Origin of the sequence: Streptococcus castoreus DSM 17536 (assembly GCF_000425025.1) — a bacterium.
GTDB classification, from domain to species: Bacteria; Bacillota; Bacilli; order Lactobacillales; family Streptococcaceae; genus Streptococcus; species Streptococcus castoreus.
On sequence record NZ_AUKZ01000003.1, the window covers coordinates 159,166 to 182,668 of the forward strand.

Consider the following 23,503-nt stretch of genomic DNA (forward strand, 5'->3'; position numbering starts at 1 on the left):
AGGGGGTTGTCCTACTCTCCTAGAGTGACTGAATGTCTAATTATTTAATGATTGTGTCCCTAGCTTAGTTTTTATGTTTTATTTTCCTGAAACAGCTTGCGCAGCATCATCCATTGAAAGCACTTCGTGGAAAACACGTTGAGTCAATTCAGTTTTTTGTTCTGGTGTCAGGTATTTGGTGTTGACACAGTACCCAGAGATACGAACGATAACATCTTCACCATTCATAATCTTGTCATAAACATCGTTAAGGTCCATAACGTTCAAGTTAACGTGTTGTCCACCATTTTCAAAGTAACCATCAAGAACAGTAACCAAGTTATCAACTTGTTCGTCAAATGTTTTACCAAGTGCGCGAGGTGATACTTGAGTCGTCAAGGAGATACCATCGTTAGCGTGTGAGAAGTCAAGCTTAGCAAGTGAATTAAGGTTTTGTAACCATCCGCCTTTAGCTTTGTTAGATGGGTTAGCACCTGGTGAGAAGAATTCAACTTTGCTTGTGTTAACGGTACCATCTTCGTTGAGGAATACCCCACGGTGAACTGGAGAGTTACCTGTTTGTTTAGAGTAGGCAACGTTTGATGTAATGGTAAGAAGTGATACAGAAGCTTCAGCGTTCTTGTAAAGTTTGTGGCTTGCAAGACGAGTATGGTAAGCTTCCATCAACCATTTCGCAATATCATCGACACGGTCATCATCTTCACCGTAACGAGGGAAATCACCAGTTACTTCATAATCGTAAATGTAGCCATTTTCATCACGGATGGTTTTAACCGTTGCATATTTGATTGCTGACAAAGTATCAACAGTGTTAGCGAAACCACAGATACCGAATCCCATGTTAGCACGTTGGTGTGTTGGCAAGAAGGCCATTTGAACAGCTTCGTAGTTGTATTTATCAGTCATGTAGTGAATGATGTTAAGGGCATCTACGTAAGTATCTGTCAACCAATCAAGAGATTTTTCAAAGTTAGCCATCACTTCGTCGTATTCAAGAATTTCTGATGTGATTGGTTCAACAACGTTGAAAACTTTGTAGTCTCTATGAACATCATCGTAACCACCGTTAAGTCCAGTAAGAAGGGCTTTAAGCACGTTTACACGAGCACCGAAGTATTGAATGTTATGGCGTTTTTCTTCATTTTCTGGGTCAAGTGGTGATACACAGCATGAAATACATGACATTTCGCCGTAACCTTCTTTAGCCATTGTTGTGACACCTTCGTATTGGATAGAAGAGTGTTTGTGGCTCATTTTCATACAGTAGCGACGAAATGCCTCTGGCAATTTATCAGTCCAAAGAACTGTCAAGTTTGGTTCTGGAGAGTTGCCGATATTGTCAAGCGTGTTCAAGAAACGGTAATCCATCTTGGTAACACGGTGACGACCGTCGTTACCCATACCAGCCATAGAAGTTGTGATGAAAGTTGGGTCACCTGAGTAAAGGGCATCGTAAGCTTTGGTACGTCCGAATTTTACGGTACGAAGTTTAAGCACGAAGTCATCAACGAATTCTTGGATTTCTGATTCTGTAAAGGTACCACGAGCAAGGTCCCGTTCTGCAAAGATGTCAAGAACGATTGGCACACGTCCAAGAGATGTTGCAGCACCATTGATCACACGACATACAGCCATGAAAGCAATGTTTACCCATTGGATAGCTTCTTTAACGTTTTCTGCTGGGCGACGAACGTCAACTCCGTAAAGATCACCGAGTTTCACCACTTCACCAAGTGCTTGGTATTGAAGGTTAACTTCTTCACGAAGACGGATTGATTCTTCGTCAATTTCAGTGATGGCATTCCAGTCGTTGACTTTTTCTTGCATCAAGTAGTCTGCACCGTAAAGGGCAAGACGTGCGTAAACACCGATGATACGTCCACGTGAGTAAGCATCTGGAAGACCAGTTACAGTATGAGCGTGGCGGGCGCGACGAATATTTGAGGTATAAGCACGGAAGATCCCATCGTTAACAGTTGTTACATATTTTGTGAAAATTTCATGCACAGCTGGGTCTGGTTCATAACCATTTTCTTTAAGAGTAGTTTCCGCCATACGGATACCACCTTTTGGCATGAAGTTCAATTTGAACAACTCGTCGTTTTGGATACCGACAATCAATTCTTGGTCTTTGTCAATATATCCAGCAGGAATGCCAGCAATTGAAGTTGGGCGAGTGTCGTATGGGAAACGAGTAGCTTCATAGTGTGCTTTTGTATCTTCAATCACTTTTTTGATGTGTAATGATCGTTCAGTAGCGCCAGCTAAAAAAGATTCATCACCATCGTATGGTGTGTAGTTGGCTTGCACGAAACGAGATACACTTGCTTTTTCTTTCCAGTCAGTTCCCTTAAAGCCTTCCCAAGCTTTTTCAAAAACATCCGTGTTAGTTTTTACAGTTGCCATAAATTTCTCCTTAAATTCTAGTAACAACACCATCTGTTACATTTACAGTTTTAAGTTTAACACATAGGAAACGTTTTCCCAAGCAAAATTCTTGACAATAGATAGATTCTTTTATAATACAGATTGTTGAAACAGTCACAAACTGTATTAGAATGCATTCTTTTGGCTTTAAGCACTCTAAACGGTATAATAGAGAGGGAGGGACTTATGCTTATTTTTCCATTGATTAACGACACCTCACGAAAAATCATACATATTGATATGGATGCCTTTTTTGCTGCGGTGGAAGAAAGAGATCATCCTGATTTAAAAGGTAAACCGATTGTCATTGGAAAAGATCCTAGAGAGACAGGTGGTCGTGGTGTTGTTTCAACTTGTAACTATGAGGCTAGAAAATACGGGATTCATTCTGCGATGAGTTCGAAGGAAGCGTATGAATGCTGTCCTCAAGCGATTTTTATTTCCGGTCGTTACGAAAGGTATCGTGACATCGGTCATCAGATTCGAGATATTTTTAAACGTTACACTGATTTGGTGGAGCCAATGTCCATTGACGAGGCCTACTTAGATGTTACTGAAAACAAATTGGGAATTAAATCAGCAGTGAAACTTGCCCAACTGATTCAACACGATATTTGGAATGAATTTGGTTTGACATGTTCGGCAGGTGTGTCTTATAACAAGTTTTTGGCTAAATTAGCTAGTGATTTTGAAAAACCACATGGTTTGACCCTCGTGTTACCTGAGGATGCGATCTCATTTTTAGAAAAGCTTCCCATCGAAAAATTCTATGGGGTTGGTAAGAAGTCTGTTGCAAAATTACATGAAATGGGCATTTACACAGGACATGATTTGTTACAAGTGTCTGAGATGAACCTGATTGATCATTTTGGTCGTTTTGGCTTTGACCTTTACCGAAAAGCCAGAGGCATTAGTCATTCTCCAGTTAAGCCAGATCGTCTAAGGAAATCCATTGGTAGTGAGCGAACCTATGCCAAATTGCTTTACCAAGATGTTGATATTAAAGCTGAAATTACAAAACATGCAAAACGTGTAGCAAATCTTTTGCGGAACAACAAAAAATTAGGTAAGACCATTGTGCTTAAAGTGCGCTATGCTGATTTTACCACCTTAACCAAGCGGGTTACCCTACCAGAACTCACCAGAGATGCTAATCATATTGAGCAGGTTGCCAAAGATATTTTTGATCGTTTAGCAGAAAATACTGCTGGTATTCGCTTATTGGGGGTAACTGTGACTGGCTTGGAAGATAAGGTGATCGATATTTCATTGGATTTGTAAAAGGCTAGAAACCATAAGCTTTTTAGGAATGATTGCGTGAGAGGATGAAAAACACCTGACTAGGGATAATCAGGTGTTTTGAGGTATTAACTTATAGAATAGTTTGATCGTTATCACTTTCTTTTTCATTAAGGGTTTTAGCCTTGTAGAAAGCAAAACCGTAAAGGGCTGCTTGAGCAAGCGTGAGAACGACTGTAAAAATGAGTGAGGAAGATGAAGCAGTCTTAGGCGCTAAAAATAAGCTAGTGGCAAGACCAACAATACAAAGCACAAGCCCTAAAATATAAGGCACGTAGTTAATAACAAGCTTTTTTTTGAGATTTGAAAGGTTTTGAGCACAAAAAACAAGAATAACAACAATGGCAATAAGGTTTAATACGGAAATGAAAATCATAAATGGTGACAAACTAGCCTCTAGCTGTGCTAATTGTTCAGTCGTAAATTGTGAACGAAACGTCTCATTTTTTAACTGACTTTGCAAGAAGAAAATACCAGCAAAACCAATAAGTGAAAGGACAATACTGATAGCATTCAAGATAATAATGACAATGGTTGATGTTTTGAGTGCTTGACGCACTTTTTCGTATGAAATCATATACCCCTCCTAGAGTCTTTAAACTGAAATTGTATAGTTTATCTAATACAGAGATATTATATCATAAAATGGATAAAATCGACTTACTTAATCTGTTTTTTCTAAAAAAAGAGATCGAAATCAGCTTCTGTAAGTCCTATCATTGGGTCAATGGTCAAAAAATTATCTAAAGTTAAAATAGGAAGAGAGCCTTTGGTTTTGACTTTTTCGGGTATCGGATCATCAGTTTCTTGTTGGTTTTCTATCTTGTGATTTAGCTGAGTGGCTGATTTACTAAGGGAGACTTTACTTTCTGAATCAGGTCTTGTAATGGCTTCATTATCAGTTTCTGCTTGGAATCGCTCCACTAAATACGTTTGGCGCTTATCTCCTTCATTTTTAATAGCATATTCAAAGGCTGCGATTTCTCCTAACATAATCAGCTTACTCTTAGAACGCGTAATTGCTGTATAAATGAGGTTCCGCTGCAACAGACGTCCGCTTTGGCGTGTGATTGGCAAGATAACCACTTGAAATTCGCTACCTTGTGATTTGTGAATACTCATGGCGTAGGCAAGGGTTATTTTTGCCCAATCCTTTCTAGGGTAGGTCACTTCATTACCGTCAAAATCTATGATCAATTCATCTTGCTTGGATTCGGTATATTTTGCTGGAATAAGGTCGCTGATATAGCCAATATCACCATTAAAGACATTGGCTTGTGGGTCATTAACTAAATGAAGCACCTTATCCCTTTTACGAAAACGACTGTCATTGAACAAAAATTCATTTCCATCAGATAAGGGATTGATTAATTCTTGCATAAGCTGGTTTAAATGATTGATACCAGCCAGCCCTTTATACATAGGAGCCAAAATCTGAATTTCTTCTGCGGGGATGCCACTTTTCATAGCCGACACCACGATCTTTGTGATCATTTCAGGAATGAATGCCGCTTGCGCTTCAAAATAAGAACGGTCTGGTTTTTTATCACGAAAATCAGGGGCTAAAATGCCTTGTCGCATCTGATTAGCTAAATCAACAATGGTAGATTCTTGAGACTGTCGAAAAATTTTACGTAAGGCAATTTGTGGTAACATTTTGACTTTTAGAAAATCTGCCAAGACTTGTCCTGGACCAACAGAAGGCAGTTGATCACTATCTCCGACAATGATGACTTGCGTGGTTGAACGGATTGCTTTAAAGAGTTGATTAGCCAGCCAAGTATCAACCATTGAAAATTCGTCAACAATTAACAGGTCACACTCCAAGTAATCATCCATGATCTGGTAGTCATTGTCCCCATTTAAGCCTAAATGACGGTGAATGGTTGCGCTGGGAAGTCCTGTTAAGTCGTTCATCCGGCGTGCTGCTCGTCCAGTAGGAGCAGCTAAAAGGATGGGAAGTTCCTTTTTCGTTAGGTCAATCTTATGGAGATTGGCATAGGTCTGCAAAATACCACGAATAACGGTTGTTTTTCCAGTCCCAGGTCCCCCAGTTAAAATAAAGACTTTGCTAGTTAGAGCTTTTTCGATTGCCTCTTGTTGCACTTTATCATAGGTAATGGCAAACTCATCTTGCACGCTGTGAATTTCTTTTTGAATGTCATCTACGTCAAATGTTTGACCTAACGGCTGCTCCATCAAACGAGTGAGGTTTTTTTCAATACCTTCTTCAGCAAGATAAAGGCTTGTGTCAAACAACTTGGTTCCAATGGTTCTGATTTTACCCTCGTCAATTAATAAGGTTAATTGTTCAGCAACTGCAGCAGGCTCACAGTCTACCTGTCTGGTATCTTCTAACAAATGAATGGCAGATGCTAGTAGATGGCGAGCTTGAACATAGGTATCTCCTTGCTTAATGGATTCTTCTAAAAGACAATGGAGCAATGCGGCACGGAAACGTTTTGGGGAGTCGTTTTTGATACCAATTTGTTCTGCTAGTTTATCCGCCATTTTAAAGCCAAATCCCTGAAGATCTTCAACCAGTTGGTAGGGATTTTCTTTGACCATCTCGATTGCCTCTTCCTTGTATTTTTCAAAAGCTTGAAAAGCAAAACGATTGGTCAATCCTAATTCGACTAATCCAGTGATGATTTGTTCGGTACCATAGTTTAGTTTTAATTTGGCAATAAAGGCTTCGCGGTTAACCTTAGATAGACCAGAAATGCTTTCAAGCTTACTTGGGTCTTTTAAAATATGATCAATCGTGTTGGTGCCATAAAGGGCAATAATTTTTTCGGCAATTTTCTTACCAATTCCTTTAAAATGGTCGCTAGAGAAGTAATTAATCAAGCCAGATGAGCTTGGTTGGATTTTTTGATAACGGGTTAGGTTCACCTGTTGTCCATATTTAGGATGTTGGGTAAGCTCTCCCCAGAAAGTGTAATCCTCTCCTTCCATAATTTCAGCCATGGTTCCTGTAATAATCACTTCAAAGTCATCAAAATCACTGTCTGTATCATCAATCGTGAGAAGAAGAATTTTGAAGAAATTAGCAGGATTTTCAAAGATAATACGATCAACGGTGCCTGTGAAAAAGTATTCCATAACAGACCTTTCTGTTTATACAAGATAGTCGAAAACCTGCCCAAAGGCAGGTTGATATTGAAGATAAAGTTTTTTTGATGCTTCCCTTAGGTGATGGACGGCAGTGGCTTCTTTATAGAATGTCATGTCTAAACCTTGAGCCTAGGTTTCAGGGGTTGCGGGTGACAAAACAATAATATTTCTGTTGCTTTTGTCATGGCAGAAGTAACGGTCTAGGTTCATTTTGTTCGCAAAAATCTAGCCTTAAATTTAAACGATTTGTCAGTAATTTCAATCAGATAGGTTTATCTACGGTCTGAACCTACTCGAAAGCACTTGTTGTTTACTTAAAAATGGTCATTTTATTAAGTGGCCAAAAGCGTGCTTTGACTTTACCAACAAGGTTTTCTTTTTTAAAACTACCAACTTCACGACTATCACGAGAAACAATACGATCGTCCCCAAGAAGCAAGTATTGTCCCTTTGGCACAGTGATTTCAAATCGTGCTTGACCTTCTGAATTTGTTGTGAAAGCAGCAGAAGTCTCTGCTAATTGTTGGAAAAGATTGTTATATGCGTAGGTTTTTTGGAGTTTGTCTTTTTTAAATTTCTTTAAGTAGTTGGCTAAATAGGGCTCATTTGTCTTTTTGCCATTGATATAAAGCGTGTCATCACTATAAGCAATCGTATCACCGGGCATTCCAACGACCCTTTTAACAATTTCTTTTTTCTGACCATTTTCTTCTTCTCGAGCAACTACAATATCAAAGCGGTCAATTCTTGCTTGATTAAAAACAATTAATCGCTCGCCATGAGCTAGGGTTGGATCCATCGAATGACCATCCACTTTGACAGCTTGCCATAAAAAGAGACGTGATAGTCCAAAGAGAATTAGGAAGAGGGTAAATGGTCCCCATTCTTTTATAAAATGTTTCATGTTATTCCTTTATCTATTTATCGTTATTGAGAAGTGCTTGGGCTTTTTGGGTATTGGCAAAATGAAGCTTGGCACTGTATTCCAAACTAGTCATGCCATAAGCTGCTAGTAGCTTACTGGCAACCTTATCAGAAGCTTTACTAGCTCCGCTTGGTAATTGATAGCCTAGATTTTGACTAAGTTTATCAAGATTTTCTAAAAAGAGATTTCTGGCAATGATAGAACTAACTGCGACAGCCAAATATTGGCTTTCTGCCTTTTCTTGGAAGGTTAAGGGATTTGAAAAGTGATTTTTTTCTTTTTGGAGGTGTTTTTCATAATTGCTTTGGCTAGTAAAAGCGTCAATAACAATTTTCTTTGGCTTGACCCCTTCGTTTAGCAGTAAGAAGATGGCTTGGTTATGAAGGGCAACCTTGACAGAAACGGCATTGTAAGTTTTTCCTTTACCAACCATTTCATTGTATTTTTTAGGAGACAATAAAAGGGCTTTGTGGCAAATCTTTTTTTCTAAGATTGGAGCAATGTGGCGAATTTTTTGGTCCGTCAGGGTTTTAGAGTCATCAACTCCAAGATTTTGCAAAAAAGCATGATCATCTGGAGTGACAAAACTAGCGACTACGGCAATACCGCCAAAGTAAGATCCGTTACCAACTTCGTCACTCCCAATCATAGGCATATTTTGTGTGGCAGTGGCTTTTTTAGGCTGAGGCAAATCCGTTTGCAAGCCAAGTTCCTGTGCAAGTGCAACGACAGCTTGTCCTTGCAAAACCAATTTGCCTGATGTATATAAAAGAACAGTGACGCCATTTTTTTTGGCGGCAAAAGCCACATAGGGATTTCGATTACTAATCTGATGAGAAAAGAGCTGATTTTTTACAGACTGACTCAATGGGGCATCTATTTTCAAAACTAAGGTGTCCATAAACACTATTTTAACATAAAATCATTTGTTATGGCTAATCTCTAAGTTTATTTTATTAAGAAAGAGGAAATTAATGCCGTGACAATACTTGGATTAATGGAGGCGAACATTTTACGAAAGCCTGATTTTACGGTATAATACTACAGAGGTGATCCTATGAAAAGTATTAATCGCTACAAATTCACCTTTGGTGAAAAAACGTTTACATTAACAACAGACAAGGACAATCTCTTTATGGAAGAGGTTGAACGTGTGGCTAAAGAAAAATACCAAGCTATTAAAGACCGTTTACCAGAAGCAGATGATGAAACGGTTGCTATTTTGATGGCTATCAATACGTTATCAACACAGTTGAGTCGAGAAATTGATATTGAACAAATTGAAGCTGAAATTTTAGATCTTCGTCGAAAAACCTTGACGGATCTTCAAAAAAAGGCTAATCAAGTAGATACGGATGAGGTTTAGACATGTTATCGTTACTGATATTACTTGTGCTAATTTGGAACTTTTATATTGGTTATAGTCGAGGCATTATTCTTCAATCCTTTTACACATTGGGTGCTTTGTTTTCTCTGTTGGTAGCTAGTCATTTTTATAGGGGGCTTGCTCATAAGATTACCTTGTGGATTCCTTATTCTAATCCGGCGGAAGGAGCATCAACACTTTTTTTCAAAACCATTAATATTTTTGATCTAAATAAGGTTTATTATGCTGGCATCGCTTTTTTTGCCCTCTTTTTATTAACCTATGCTTTGGTTCGATTGGTTGGGGTACTGGTTCATCTCTTTCAAATTGATTCCTTTGAAAGTCTTTGGACAAAGGTTTTTAGTGGTGTTTTAGCACTGTTGGTTTCCCTTCTTTTTTTGAGTATGGTGTTGACCATTCTTGTGACGGTACCAATGCCTGCTATCCAACAACATTTGCATGCCAGTTTATTTGGTCGTCTACTGATTGAGCATTTTCCACCATTTACGACGATGCTTCAAAAACTTTGGGTTCAGGCTATTGTGTAGACGGTATTTTTGAGGGAGATTAACGTTTAGAACTTGTAGGTAATCTGGCTGACCGCAGGTTCTTTTTATATGGCGGAAGTTTCTCTTTTTCTTGGTTTGGGATAGATGTCTATCTACGGCTCAAAAAAGCTAAACGTTTTCAGAAAAATTGTCTGAAGTAAAAGCAATAGATGCTAGAGATAGCAAGGTTTTCTGCTTGAATTTGATCTAAAGACCAAACCATTTAAGAATAAGACAGAAGTTCTTAGAAGTGAGAGATGACATGGTTTGAAAACATTTTTTGATGGTTTCCAGATCATTTCGATAATTGGTGTTTTTAAGGCTTGAAATGCCTTTTTAAGTAATTTTAGGTATAATGTTATTATGAATAAAGAAATTTTAGAACAGTTAGAATTTGACAAAGTGAAAGAACAATTTCGCCCTTATTTGCAAACAGAACAGGGGCAGCTTGAACTTGCTCAACTAGAACCCTTGATTAACAAGGAGAAGATACAGCAATATTTTACAGAAATCGACGAAATGGCTGCTATTTTTGGTGAGCAACACAGCTTTGCTTTAGGGAGTCTTTCAGATGTGTCTCAGAGTATGCGTCGTTTGGAGCTTGATGCTGAATTGAGCATTTCAGAATTATTAGACGTTAAAAAATTGTTACATGTTTCAGCGGAGGTTGGTCGTTTCTATACAGAGTTAGAAACGGTGGACTTGGTTGTTTTAAAGCAGCTTTTTGACAAATTAGAGATGTTTCCAAGCCTTCAAGGGAGTTTACAGGCGATTAATGACGGGGGGTTTGTCGAAAGTTTTGCTAGTTCAGAATTAGAAAACATTCGTCGACGTATTTCAGACAGAGAACATACCAGTCGTCACATTTTGCAAGACTTGCTTAAAAAACAGGCAGACTATTTATCTGAAAACCTGGTTGCTAGCCGAAATGGCCGCAGTGTTTTACCGGTGAAAAATACCTATCGTAATAAGGTGGCGGGTGTTGTGCATGATATTTCAGCATCAGGCAATACAGTGTATATTGAACCACGTGCCCTTGTGCAGTTAAATGAGGAAATCACACAGCTACAAGCCGATGAACGTCATGAAGTGGCTCGTGTTTTGCGAGATTTATCTGATTTGTTACGTCCCTACAGCCGTGCGCTTAGGAATAACTCTTGGTTATTGGGTCATCTGGATTTCGTCCGTGCTAAGTATTACTATCTTCAAGATAAGCAGGCAACTGTCCCAAGAATTTCTGAGGATAAGAGTTTACAGCTGTTAAATGGTCGTCATCCTCTTCTTCAAAATCCAGTCCCCAATGATCTGTATTTTTCAAATGAATTAGCTGTGATTGTGATTACAGGTCCCAATACAGGTGGTAAGACGATCATGTTAAAAACGTTAGGTTTAGCGCAGCTAATGGCACAATCTGGACTACCTATTCTAGCGGATAAGGGGTCACGAATAGCTATTTTTAAGGGCATTTACGCTGATATTGGCGATGAGCAGTCGATTGAGCAAAGCTTGTCGACGTTTTCTAGTCACATGACCCATATCGTTGAAATTTTAAATCAGGCTGATCAAGATAGCTTGGTTCTTTTTGATGAATTGGGGGCTGGGACTGATCCACAAGAGGGGGCAAGCCTTGCAATAGCTATTTTAGAACAGCTACGCTTAACCGATATTAAAACCATGGCAACCACGCATTATCCTGAATTAAAGGCTTATGGGATTGAAACAGCCAATGTTGAAAATGCTAGTATGGAATTTGATAGTATTAGTCTCAAGCCAACGTATCGCTTTATGCAAGGTGTTCCAGGTCGTTCTAACGCTTTTGAGATTGCAAAACGGCTCGGTTTGGCAGACCATATCGTTAAAGAAGCACAAGAACTGATAGACACTGATAGTGATGTTAATCAGATTATTGAGCAGCTTGAAAAACAAACTCTTGAAAGTCGGAAACGTCTTGATCACATCAAGGCAGTAGAGCAAGATAATCTTAAATTTAACTGTGCTGTCAAGAAACTTTACCATGAATTTTCTCATGCAAAGGACAAGGAACTTGAAAAAGTAGCCCTTGAAGCGCGAGAAATTGTTGATGTGGCCTTGGCAGAAAGTGAAGCTATTTTAAACCGTTTGCATGAAAAAGCAGCCCTCAAACCACATGAACTCATTGAAGCTAAAAGTCAGTTGAAAAAATTACTGCCAGAAATGAATTTATCTCAAAATAAGGTTTTGAAAAAAGCGAAACAGTTACGTACGCCTCGTGTAGGCGATGATATTATTGTAACTGCCTATGGGCAAAGAGGAACCTTGATTAAAGAACTCAAAGACAAGAAATGGGAAGCCCAAGTTGGCTTAATCAAGATGACACTAAAAGAAGATGAATTTAACCTTGTTAAAGTAGTAGAAGAGGCTCAGAAAATCAAGAAAAAGGCCATTAATGTGATCAAAAGAGCTGCTGCAAGTAGTGGTCCACAGGCTCGGTTGGATTTACGTGGGAAGCGTTACGAAGAGGCTATGCAAGAACTTGATGCGTTTATTGACCAGGCCCTTTTAAATAACATGAGTCAGGTTGATATTATCCACGGTATCGGGACAGGTGTGATTCGTGATGCCGTCACCAAATACCTGCGCCGAAACAAGCATGTTAAAAGCTTCGCCTACGCCTCGCAAAATGCTGGTGGCTCAGGTTGTACCATTGCAACCTTGGGATAAAGGCAGGTAATTACTGGGATAGCACTAAAATGTCCGCTTTCTATGGAGGTGGTCATTTTTTGATTGTGTCGATTGAATTGATTGTTTTTTTATTAATGGGAAAAAGATGACATTTGCCATATATAATAAAATCCGTTTGTGAATGTCAGAAATTATGTTTCAAAAATAATTTTGATGTATAGTGTGGTCAAATAAGGGCAAACAAAAATTTTTAACAGTCGGGGTACTTGTACCAGTCTTGGTAGGAATTCGTTTACTAGTTACCCAACCGGTCAGTGAGGAGGGAAGTCCAGAACTAAGTGTACCAGCACCTAGTGGTGAGAGAAATTCAAATGGATCGACTAGTGATAGTAAAAATGACAATAGAAGAAACAAGACAATGAAACCAGTGATAGAAGTGAAGTGGAAGAACAGGAGAAAGAGAGTTCAACTAAGTCTGTCTCTGAAGATGAGGACAAGAGTGAAGATGAGATGATTCCTAAAATAGACAATCAGAAGGATACTCAGGTTTAAGAAGAAGGAAGACAGGCAGAAGAAACTGTGGTTCGCTTAAAGGTAGTTCAATGGGATACCCTTTCCTCTAGCCAATATATCAAAGATGGTCATCCTAATGATCCAGCTACTAATCTTTATGAAAGTGATGCTCGGCTTAAAAGAAATACAGTTGGGTATGATGATGGTTATAAATTTGTATCCCCAAAAGTTTGGGAAGAAGATCATAAACGTTTTTTTGGGACAATTTTTAGATTGGTTTGGACTTGGCTTAGTGGTTGATTTACACAGTCATAAACTTCTGAAAATAACTCCAGTGGCTTATGCTTTCTAGTGTGGTTTTTTTATTGTTAACAAGTAAGATGGCGTTTGTTTGATGATTTTGTAAGCAGATTTATGCGGAGAAATCGGATTTATTGTTGCAAGCGCTTGCACAATGTGTTAAGATGGTTTTGTTGAAATATTTATCACATGGGAGGTCTTATGATAAAGTTAAAGGAGCAAGGGAAAAAACAGGAAAACGATATGCTTAAGACAATAAGCATGGGTGTTGTATCAGTAGCAACAGGGGTCGGTTTCCTTTTATATAGCCCACAGGTTTTGGCACGGGATACCAATTCTGAAACGGCTATTACTGTGAGTCAATCGACAGACAAATCAGTAGTTACGACCGGTGATTCAGAAATGGCAAAGTCTCCAGAGACTGTGCAAGAAAGTTCTAATAATGCAAGCGCTGGCGTTGCTGTTAAACCAGTCACTGAACCGACAACTAAGGATGTAACAGGGAAAACAGATGAAACTTCTTCGATCCCTGAAGCCTTACCTGCATCAACACCGCAGCCCGCCAAGGAAGAGGTTTTGGTACCTCAAACGGAATCGGCAGCTACACAAGAGAAACCGACTATCGAAACGGGTTACTTTCGGTTTCACTTTAAGCAGCTTCCTAAAGATCAGGCGGTGGAAAGCCTTGGTTTGTGGGTTTGGGATGATGTTGAAAAACCATCAACAGATTGGCCAAATGGTGCTATTCCAATGAGTAGCGCTAAAAAAGATGACTACGGTTATTATCTTGATGTTAAATTAGCGGAAAATCGGCGGCGACAACTGTCTTATTTGATCAATAACAAGGCGGGAGAAAACCTGTCTAAAGACCAACACATTGCGCTTTTAACACCTGACATGAATGAAGCCTGGATTGATGAATCCTATAAGGCGCATGCCTATGAACCGGTAAAAAAGGGGTATATCCGTATTAATTATCGTAATACCTCTGGAAACTATGATCATCTAGCTGCTTGGGTATTTAAAGATGTTCAACAGCCATCAACAGATTGGCCAAATGGTATTGATTTTGTCAAAAAGGGACCTTACGGGGTTTATATTGATGTACCGTTGAAAAACGGGGCTAAGGAAGTTGGTTTTTTGATTTTGGATAAGAGTAAGTCGGGTGATGCTGTTAAAATTCAGCCAAAGGATTATATTTTTAAAGATCTTGATCACCATAGCCAAATTTTTGTTAAAGATACAGATCCAAAAGTTTATAACAATCCTTATTACATTGATCAAGTTCGATTAAAAGGCGCTGAGCAAACAGAATTAACAGAATTAAGAGCAACCTTTACCACTGTTGAGGGGCTTGATAAGGAAGAGCTTTTAAAAGGAATTAAAGTCACGGATAAAGAGGGCAAAGCAGTTACTATTAGCGATCTTGTTATTGATAAAACCAATTCGGTTATTAGTCTAAAAGGTGATTTTAAGGCAGCAGGAGCAACTTATACCATTGCGTTTGGCGGTGTTAGCCAAGTAGCTCGTCAATCATGGCAGTTAAAAGATAAACTGTATGCTTACAACGGTGAATTAGGGGCACGGCTAGCAGAAGATGGCTCCGTTGATTTAGCACTATGGTCTCCAAGTGCAGATAGTGTAAGGGTTATTGTTTACGATAAAAACGATCAAACGAAAGTTGTTGGAGAAGTGCCGCTAACCAAGTCAGAAAAAGGGGTTTGGCGAACCAGATTGACAGGTCAAAGTTTGGCAGGTGTTAGCGATTATACAGGTTATTACTACCTTTATGAAATCACACGTGGCACAGATAAGGTTATGGTTTTAGACCCTTATGCCAAGTCATTGGCTGCGTGGGATAACAAAAGTGTCACTGATACGGTTAAAACTGCCAAGGCAGCTTTTGTGAACCCAAGTAAGCTAGGTCCTAAAGATTTAAATTTTGCAAAAATTGACCACTTTAACAAACGTGAAGATGCAATTATCTATGAAGCACATGTACGTGACTTTACTTCTGACCCAACACTTGATGGCAAATTGAAAAGCCAATTTGGAACTTTCTCAGCCTTTGTTGAGAAATTGGATTACCTTAAAGAATTGGGGGTGACTCATGTTCAGCTGTTACCAGTTTTGAGTTATTTCTATGTGAATGAACTGGACAAAAGCCGTTCAACACATTACACTTCCTCAGATAACAATTACAACTGGGGCTATGACCCGCAACACTATTTTGCACTGTCGGGCATGTATTCTGAAAATCCTAAAGATCCTAAATTAAGAATTGCAGAGCTTAAAAATTTAATTAATGAGATTCATAAACGGGGTATGGGTGTCATTCTTGATGTGGTTTATAATCATACAGCTAGAACCTATCTTTTTGAAGACCTGGAACCTCATTACTATCATTTCATGAATGCAGATGGCACACCAAGAGAAAGCTTTGGTGGCGGTCGTTTAGGGACAACGCATGCCATGAGTCGTCGTATTTTGGTGGATTCTATTGCTTACTTAACTCGTGAATTCAAGGTAGATGGTTTCCGATTTGACATGATGGGTGACCATGATGCAGCGGCTATTGAGGCTGCCTTTAAAGCAGCTAAAGCCATAAACCCTAATGCTATTATGATCGGAGAAGGATGGCGTACTTATCAAGGCGATGAAGGGAAAAAAGAAACGGCAGCTGATCAAGATTGGATGAAGGCAACTGATACTGTAGGTGTTTTTTCTGATGATATTCGAAATTCATTGAAATCAGGTTTTCCGAGTGAAGGAACCGCAGCTTTTATCACTGGTGGCGCTAAAAATCTAGAGGGAATTTTCAAAAATATCAAGGCACAACCGGGTAATTTTGAAGCAGACGCTCCTGGTGATGTGGTACAGTACATTGCAGCTCACGATAATTTGACCCTACATGACGTTATTGCTAAATCCATTAACAAAGACCCCAAAATTGCTGAGGAAGAGATCCATAAGCGTATCCGTCTAGGAAACACCTTGATCTTGACAGCACAAGGAACAGCTTTCCTTCATTCTGGTCAAGAATATGGGCGAACCAAGCACCTACTGAATCCAGATTATAGAAAAAAGGTGGCTGATGATAAGGTGCCAAATAAAGCAACGCTTATTGATGCTGTGACTGAATACCCATATTTTATCCACGATTCTTATGATTCATCTGATGCGGTTAACCATTTTGACTGGGCAAAAGCAACGGATAGTAAAACCAATCCAATTAACCATCAGACCCAAGCTTATACCAAGGGCTTAATTGCGCTTCGTCGGTCAAGCGATGCCTTTAGGAAAGGCAGTATGACAGAAGTTAATCGTGATGTGACCTTGATAACGCAAGCTGGACAAGGAGATATTCAAAAAGAAGACCTCATTATTGGTTATCAGACTATTGCTTCAAATGGAGACCGCTACGCTGTTTTTGTTAATGCAGACAATAAGGCCAGAACGGTTGTTTTACCGAAAAACTATCGCCATTTACTTGGAGCACAAGTGCTAGTGGATGCGCAGCAGGCTGGTGTTTCAGCTATTAGTAATCCAAAAGGTATTCGCTTTACCAAGGATGGTTTAGTGATTGATGGCTTGACTGCCATTGTTTTGAAAGTGGCTAAGGGAGCTGATAGTAATCCTGATAGCCAAGCAAGAACTCATCAAACCAAAACCCAAGGATCACGTCCTAAACTGCTTAGTAGCGAAACAAGTATCCAAGAAAAAAGGGTTGCTGCCACAGAAAAATTGCCACAAACAGGTGAAAGCTCTTCAAAAGGCATTTTGGCAGTGGGGTTAGCCTTGCTTTTATCAGCGATGGGCTTGTTAGGCTTACGAAAAAAAGACTAAGTCGTTACAGCTAAAATTAGATAGAATCTGATGTCAAGTCAGGTTCTATTTTTAGTTTCTAGTAGCAAAAGAAAGGTTTGTGGCATTCTGCGGGCTAAAAATCATAGCAATTGCACTTAGGACAGCTATTCTAAAAGGTGAGGTGTCATGGGATGTTTACGGAAGACCCTTAATGATGCCAACCGTTGTTTTACGAGGTTTAACTGTGAATAGGTGTTTTTAGTAGGGAGGTTGCGAAAATCAATCAGTTGAGAATCTGTTATATTTGGTGTATGATAAATGACAAGATTTCAAAAAAGGAGGGTGATAAAAAATGACATTTGAAGAAACCATCGCTGCATTTACGGAGTTAAAGATTGCTGATGTGACAGAAGTCATCAACAGCGGGGGGAAACGGATTGTCTTTTTGGGGCGCTCCACTTGCCCTTATTGTCGTCGCTTCGCGCCTAAATTAGCTCGGGTCGCTAAAGATTATCAGAAAGCTATTTTCTTTGTTAATAGTGAGAATATGGCAGATCAGGCTGACCTTCAAGAATTTCGTCAGGCTTATCAATTAGTAACGGTACCGGCACTGATTTTGATTGACAATCACCAGTTGAAGGCAGTTTGTGATTCTAGTTTAAGCGAAGAAGAGATTTTACGGTTTTTAGAGTCGTAAAGGGTTTCTTAAGAAACGATTGTCTGGTCTTGCTATATAGATGTATTTTTGTTATAGTAGGACATGACTTTTATAGAATAAAAAGGAGACATTATGGGATTTCCAACAATTTTAATGTTTGTTGTGATGATTGGTTTGATTTGGTTTATGCAACGTCAACAAAAGAAACAAGCACAGGAACGTCAGAATCAATTAAATGCTATTGAAAAAGGTGATGAGGTTGTAACCATTGGTGGCATGTTTGCGATCGTTGATGATGTTGATACGGCTGCTAAGAAAATTGTTTTGGATGTTGATGGGGTTTTCCTTACTTTTGAATTATCAGCCATTAAGCGTGTTGTGACAAAGGCAAGTGCTGAAATGACATCACTTGAAGCAGATGGTGCCGTTGTTGAAACATCAATAGCTACTGCTTCGGACGAAACAGATGCTGCTATCGAAAGCCACTAAGCAGCAAGGAGTTTGGAATAAGATTTCCAAGCTTTTTTTGTTTTTCAGACTTGTGATCAAAGCCATCTGTAAGCCAATCGGTTGAAAAAATGGTCCCTTAAAAATGAATAAGTAGATCGTCTTCTTAGTTAAAAGCCTTCTTAAAGAAGAGAGTAGCTAGTCATAAAAAGCGAGCCAAATGGTGCAAAATGTGGTAGAATATGAGATAAGTATGCTTATCAATAAGGAAAAAACATGTTTGGATTAAAAGCGAAGTCAAAAAAAGTTGTTTTAGATAAAATTCCAAGGCACATTGGAATTATTATGGATGGAAATGGACGTTGGGCAAAAAAACGATTAAAGCCCAGAGTATTTGGTCACAAGGCAGGTATGGAAGCCTTGCAGGAAGTGACGATTGCTGCTTCAGAATTGGGTGTAAAGGTTTTGACAGTTTATGCCTTTTCAACGGAAAATTGGTCTAGGCCTCAAGATGAGGTGTCCTTTATTATGGACTTACCGGTCACCTTTTTCGATAAGTACGTTCCTATTTTGCACGAAAATAATGTCAAGGTTCAGATGATTGGTGAAACGCACCGCCTACCAGAAGAGACCTTGAATGCCTTAAATGCAGCCATTGAAAAAACAAGACGTAATACCGGTTTGATTTTGAATTTTGCCCTCAATTATGGAGGGCGGGCAGAAATCACCAGTGCAGTCCGTTTGATTGCCCAAGATGTTCTGGATGCCAAATTAAATCCTGGTGACGTGACAGAGGATTTGATTGCCAATTATCTGATGACTGACCATTTGCCTTATCTCTACCGAGATCCAGATTTGATCATCAGAACAAGTGGTGAGTTGCGCTTGAGCAATTTTTTACCTTGGCAGTCTGCTTATAGCGAGCTTTATTTTACATCAGTTCTGTGGCCGGATTTTAAAAAGGCAGAACTATTAAAGGCGATTGGAGAATATAATCGCCGTCACCGCCGTTTCGGTGGGGTTTAAAAGGAGATGATTATGAAAGAACGTGTCATGTGGGGAGCAATAGCAGCAGCTATTTTTCTAGCCTTTCTCATTGTGGGTGGCTTACCTTTTCAGTTATTTGTTGGCATTTTAGCCATGATAGGGGTATCTGAATTATTAAAAATGAAAGGGCTTGAGGTCTTTTCATTTGAATCTGTTTTTGCAATGTTAGCAGTGTTTGTTTTAACAGTACCAATAGATCAGTATCTAACGTTTTTACCGATTGATGCTAGTTTTGCTGGTTATGGGCTTTTCGTCTTTTTCCTCTTGGCAGGAACGGTTTTTAACAGTACCGCCTATTCTTTTGAAGAAGCTGTTTTTCCGATTGCAACGAGTTTTTATGTTGGTATTGGTTTTCAAAATCTAGTCAATGCACGCATCTCAGGAATTGATAAAGTTTTGCTGGCTTTATTTATTGTTTGGGCAACAGATACGGGTGCTTACTTGATTGGTTGCCAATTTGGTAAACGCAAATTATTGCCTAAGGTGTCTCCTAACAAAACCATTGAGGGAAGTCTGGGTGGTATTACTTGCGCAGTATTTGTTTCTTTGATTTTCATGCTTTTTGATAAGTCTGTTTATGCCCCACACAGCTTTTTAGGAATGTTGTTGTTTGTAGTTCTCTTTTCTGTAGTTGCTCAATTTGGAGATTTGGTTGAAAGCGCCATTAAGAGACATTTTGGGGTTAAGGATTCAGGCAAAATCATTCCAGGGCATGGTGGCATCTTGGATCGCTTTGATTCTATGATTTTTGTTTTTCCCATCATGCACCTCTTTGGGTTGTTTTAAGCTAGGATAACTGAAACTGACTTTATTGGCTCTAAAAATGTATCAGAAAGCGATCAGCTGCTTAAAATAATTAATAGACTGAAAGGAACTCTATGTTAGGAATAATAACCTTTATTATTATTTTTGGAATTTTAGTTATTGTCCATGAATTTGGGCATTTCTATTTTGCTAAGAAATCTGGGATTCTCGTTAGGGAATTTGCTATTGGCATGGGTCCAAAAATCTTTTCACATGTTGACCGAGAAGGTACTCTCTACACGCTTAGAATTTTACCCTTGGGTGGCTATGTGCGAATGGCTGGCTGGGGAGATGACAAGACAGAAATTAAAACAGGTACTCCAGCTAGTTTGACCCTTAATGAACAAGGACTGGTTAAACGGATTAACTTGTCGCAAAGTAAGCTTGATCCAACCAGTCTTCCCATGAATGTGACAGCTTATGATTTGGAAGATCAGCTAAGGATTACAGGCTTGGTTTTAGATGATATCAAAACCTATGCTGTTGATCACAATGCAACCATTGTCGAAGAAGATGGGACGGAGATCCGGATTGCACCGCTTGATGTTCAGTACCAAAATGCTAGCGTTGGTGGGCGGTTGATCACTAACTTTGCAGGTCCCATGAATAATTTTATTCTTGGTATTGTGGTTTTTGTTATTTTGGTTTTTATGCAAGGGGGAATGGCTGACTTTAGTAGTAACCATGTTCGGGTTCAAGAAAATGGTGTTGCAGCGAAAGCCGGTATTCGAAATGGTGACCAGATTTTGAAAATTAATCAGTACAGGATTGCTAATTGGAGGGATTTGACTCAGGCCGTTGATCAGTCAACCAGACAGTTGCCGCCATCAAAAACGATTGCAGTTACCTACAAGTCAGGAAAGGCTGTCAAAACCGTTGATTTAAAACCAGAAAAGCGTGGCAGGCATTATGTGTTAGGTGTGCAGGTTACTCTAAAAACGAGTTTAAAGGATAAAATCTTAGGTGGATTTGAATTAGCTTGGACGGGAGCGTTTACCATTTTAAATGCTTTGAAAGGTCTTATTGTTGCTTTTAGTTTGAACAAGTTAGGTGGTCCTGTTGCTATGTACCAAATGTCAAATCAAGCGGCTCAAAATGGTCTTGAATCGGTTTTGCAGTTGATGGCGATGCTTTCTATCAATTTAGGGATTTTCAATTTAATTCCGATCCCTGCCCTTGATGGTGGTAAAATCTTGATGAACCTTATTGAAGCTATTAGACGTAAACCCTTAAAACGAGAAACAGAAACCTATATTACCCTTGCCGGCGTTGCCGTGATGGTTGTTCTCATGATCGCTGTTACTTGGAATGATATTATGCGTGCCTTTTTCTAGACTGTCAAAGGCTCAAAAACGACTGAGAATGAGTTGGGTGTCAACGCTAAAAAGTGGTTTTGATAACCGATGTAACGATAAAATGAAAGGAATACTTATTCAGATTGTTGAATAGCCCGACAGTAAAGTGAATAATGGTCACTGAATTAGTGATCTGCTTAACGAACTACGGGTTTTGTATCTAGTATTAATATTTATGAAACAAAGTAAAATGCTTATCCCAACCTTGCGCGAAATGCCAAGTGATGCACAGGTTATTAGTCACGCACTTATGGTGCGTGCTGGTTATGTTCGCCAAGTGTCAGCAGGGATTTATGCTTATCTACCACTTGCTAACCGTACTATTGAGAAATTCAAGACCATTATGCGCGAGGAGTTTGATAAAATTGGTGCTGTTGAAATGTTGGCACCTGCCCTTTTGACGGCTGACTTATGGCGTGAATCTGGTCGTTATGACACTTATGGTGAAGATCTCTACAAGTTGAAAAATCGTGATAAATCAGACTTTATCTTGGGTCCGACCCACGAAGAAACCTTTACGACCTTGGTGCGTGATGCGGTTAAATCTTACAAGCAATTACCGTTAAACCTTTACCAAATTCAAGCCAAATACCGTGACGAAAAACGCCCTCGTAATGGCTTATTACGTACCCGTGAATTTATCATGAAAGACGGTTACAGTTTCCATCAAAACGATGACGATTTGGACGTAACCTATGAAGACTACCGTCAAGCTTACGAAGCCATCTTTACCAGAGCAGGCTTGGATTTCAAGGGCATTATTGGTGATGGTGGTGCTATGGGTGGTAAGGATTCTCAAGAATTTATGGCAATTACACCTGCTCGTACAGACCTAGAACGCTGGCTAGTATTGGATAAATCCATTCCAAGTCTAGCTGATATTCCAGAAGAGGTTTTAGAAGAAATCAAAGCAGAATTGGCTGCTTGGTTGATTTCTGGTGAAGATACCATCGCTTATTCAAGCGAATCAAGCTATGCTGCCAATCTTGAAATGGCAACCAATGAGTATAAGCCTTCTTCAAAAGTGGCTTCAGAAAATGCCTTAGTGGAAGTTGAAACACCAAATTGCAAAACCATCGATGAGGTAGCGACTTTTCTCTCGATCGACGAAACAGAGACGATTAAAACCTTACTTTTCATGGCAGATAATGAACCAGTTGTTGCTTTATTAGTCGGAAATGATCAGGTTAATGATGTCAAATTGAAAAATTATCTTGGTGTAGACTTCCTAGAGCCAGCTAGTGAAGAATTAGCACGTGCCTTCTTTGGTGCAGGTTTTGGGTCGCTTGGTCCAGTAAACTTGGCAGAAGGCAGTCGCATTGTAGCTGACCGCAAAGTGCAAGACCTTGCTAATGCAGTTGCAGGGGCTAATAAAGACGGTTTCCACTTGACTGGTGTCAATCCAAAACGTGATTTCCAGGCGGAATACGTTGATATTCGCGAAGTTAGGGAGGGAGATACTTCCCCAGATGGTCACGGTGTTCTCCAGTTTGCACGTGGGATTGAAGTAGGTCATATTTTCAAATTGGGAACGCGCTATTCAGACAGTATGGGAGCAACTATTCTTGATGACCATGGCAAAGCCGTTCCGATCGTTATGGGGTGTTATGGTATTGGTGTCAGCCGTATTTTGTCAGCTGTTATTGAACAGCATGCACGTCTGTTTATTAATAAAACACCAAAAGGTGATTACCGCTATGCTTGGGGAATTAATTTCCCTAAAGAGTTGGCACCGTTTGATGTGCATTTGATTACAGTTAATGTCAAAGATCAAGTGGCACAAGACCTAACAGCGAAGTTGGAAGCAGATTTGATGGCTAAAGGCTATGATGTCTTGACAGACGACCGCCATGAACGTGTTGGTTCAAAATTCTCTGACAGCGACCTAATCGGCTTGCCAATTCGTGTTACGGTTGGTAAAAAAGCTGCCGAAGGCATTGTTGAAATTAAAATCAAGGCAACTGGCGATAGTATTGATGTTAATGCTGAAAACTTGATTGAAACCCTTGAAATTCTAACAAAAGAGGATTAAGTGATAAGAGGTTTGGAGCGTTTCCAAGCCTTTTTTTGTTTATGGGTATTTCCCTATCACTGTTTTGAATTAAAATAATCTGCCTGCCATAATATCTTTTTGCTATAGTGCTATTATAATGTTTTAAAATTTATACGCAATCACGTTATCCTAAAACGTTGATATTAGAGCGTTTTAGATTTTTTATTTTGTCCAAA

At 39.3% G+C, this 23,503-nt stretch carries 17 protein-coding genes; 12 read left to right on the plus strand and 5 right to left on the minus strand.

The window, feature by feature from the left end; translation table 11 throughout:
- Positions 1–78: 78 nt before the first annotated feature.
- Positions 79–2,406 carry a formate C-acetyltransferase gene (gene pflB / locus H346_RS0100770; protein ID WP_027969384.1) on the minus strand — a complete coding sequence of 776 codons (2,328 nt, stop codon included), beginning with the start codon at positions 2,404–2,406 and terminating at the stop codon, positions 79–81.
- A 207-nt stretch (positions 2,407–2,613) separates the two neighbouring features.
- On the opposite strand from pflB, the gene dinB reads away from it, so the two are divergent.
- On the plus strand, positions 2,614–3,708 hold the full coding sequence (gene dinB / locus H346_RS0100775; RefSeq protein ID WP_027969385.1) for a DNA polymerase IV: 1,095 nt from the start codon (positions 2,614–2,616) through the stop codon (positions 3,706–3,708).
- Positions 3,709–3,799: 91 nt separating this feature from the next.
- Here the strand turns inward: dinB and H346_RS0100780 are convergent, their stop codons facing one another.
- The 4 genes from H346_RS0100780 to rnhC all read right to left on the minus strand — a co-directional run bounded on the left by H346_RS0100780 (position 3,800) and on the right by rnhC (position 8,669).
- Entirely contained in the window at positions 3,800–4,303 is a 504-nt protein-coding gene (locus H346_RS0100780; RefSeq protein ID WP_027969386.1) for a hypothetical protein, read from the minus strand.
- A 101-nt stretch (positions 4,304–4,404) separates the two neighbouring features.
- Positions 4,405–6,831, minus strand: a complete 2,427-nt coding sequence (gene recD2 / locus H346_RS0100785; RefSeq protein WP_027969387.1) for an SF1B family DNA helicase RecD2 — start codon at positions 6,829–6,831, stop codon at positions 4,405–4,407.
- A gap of 322 nt (positions 6,832–7,153) precedes the next feature.
- Complete coding sequence (gene lepB, locus H346_RS0100790; RefSeq protein ID WP_027969388.1) at positions 7,154–7,747, minus strand: signal peptidase I; 594 nt, start codon at positions 7,745–7,747, stop codon at positions 7,154–7,156.
- A gap of 13 nt (positions 7,748–7,760) precedes the next feature.
- Positions 7,761–8,669, minus strand: a complete 909-nt coding sequence (rnhC, locus tag H346_RS0100795) for a ribonuclease HIII (protein ID WP_027969389.1) — start codon at positions 8,667–8,669, stop codon at positions 7,761–7,763.
- 156 nt (positions 8,670–8,825) lie between these two features.
- On the opposite strand from rnhC, the gene zapA reads away from it, so the two are divergent.
- The 11 genes from zapA to H346_RS0100855 all read left to right on the plus strand — a co-directional run bounded on the left by zapA (position 8,826) and on the right by H346_RS0100855 (position 23,306).
- Positions 8,826–9,134 carry a cell division protein ZapA gene (zapA, locus tag H346_RS0100800; RefSeq protein ID WP_027969390.1) on the plus strand — a complete coding sequence of 103 codons (309 nt, stop codon included), beginning with the start codon at positions 8,826–8,828 and terminating at the stop codon, positions 9,132–9,134.
- Between the two features lie 2 nt (positions 9,135–9,136).
- The gene (locus H346_RS0100805) at positions 9,137–9,682 is read left to right on the plus strand and encodes a CvpA family protein (protein ID WP_027969391.1); all 546 of its coding nucleotides are present in this window, start codon (positions 9,137–9,139) and stop codon (positions 9,680–9,682) included.
- 363 nt (positions 9,683–10,045) lie between these two features.
- Complete coding sequence (locus H346_RS0100810; RefSeq protein WP_027969392.1) at positions 10,046–12,382, plus strand: endonuclease MutS2; 2,337 nt, start codon at positions 10,046–10,048, stop codon at positions 12,380–12,382.
- A gap of 540 nt (positions 12,383–12,922) precedes the next feature.
- Positions 12,923–13,156 carry a hypothetical protein gene (locus H346_RS0100820; protein WP_027969393.1) on the plus strand — a complete coding sequence of 78 codons (234 nt, stop codon included), beginning with the start codon at positions 12,923–12,925 and terminating at the stop codon, positions 13,154–13,156.
- Between the two features lie 201 nt (positions 13,157–13,357).
- Positions 13,358–17,002 carry a pullulanase gene (locus H346_RS0100825; protein WP_027969394.1) on the plus strand — a complete coding sequence of 1,215 codons (3,645 nt, stop codon included), beginning with the start codon at positions 13,358–13,360 and terminating at the stop codon, positions 17,000–17,002.
- Between the two features lie 313 nt (positions 17,003–17,315).
- Positions 17,316–17,660 (plus strand): DUF6568 family protein, encoded by a 345-nt coding sequence (locus H346_RS0100830; protein WP_027969395.1) that lies wholly within the window; start codon positions 17,316–17,318, stop codon positions 17,658–17,660.
- A 93-nt stretch (positions 17,661–17,753) separates the two neighbouring features.
- A complete protein-coding gene (gene yajC, locus H346_RS0100835; protein ID WP_027969396.1) occupies positions 17,754–18,110 on the plus strand; it encodes a preprotein translocase subunit YajC in 357 nt (118 codons plus the stop codon).
- A 234-nt stretch (positions 18,111–18,344) separates the two neighbouring features.
- Entirely contained in the window at positions 18,345–19,094 is a 750-nt protein-coding gene (locus H346_RS0100840; protein WP_027969397.1) for an isoprenyl transferase, read from the plus strand.
- 12 nt (positions 19,095–19,106) lie between these two features.
- Positions 19,107–19,901, plus strand: a complete 795-nt coding sequence (locus H346_RS0100845; RefSeq protein ID WP_027969398.1) for a phosphatidate cytidylyltransferase — start codon at positions 19,107–19,109, stop codon at positions 19,899–19,901.
- A gap of 92 nt (positions 19,902–19,993) precedes the next feature.
- Entirely contained in the window at positions 19,994–21,253 is a 1,260-nt protein-coding gene (gene rseP / locus H346_RS0100850; protein WP_027969399.1) for an RIP metalloprotease RseP, read from the plus strand.
- A gap of 196 nt (positions 21,254–21,449) precedes the next feature.
- Entirely contained in the window at positions 21,450–23,306 is a 1,857-nt protein-coding gene (locus H346_RS0100855) for a proline--tRNA ligase (protein WP_027969400.1), read from the plus strand.
- The last annotated feature ends 197 nt before the right edge of the window (positions 23,307–23,503 follow it).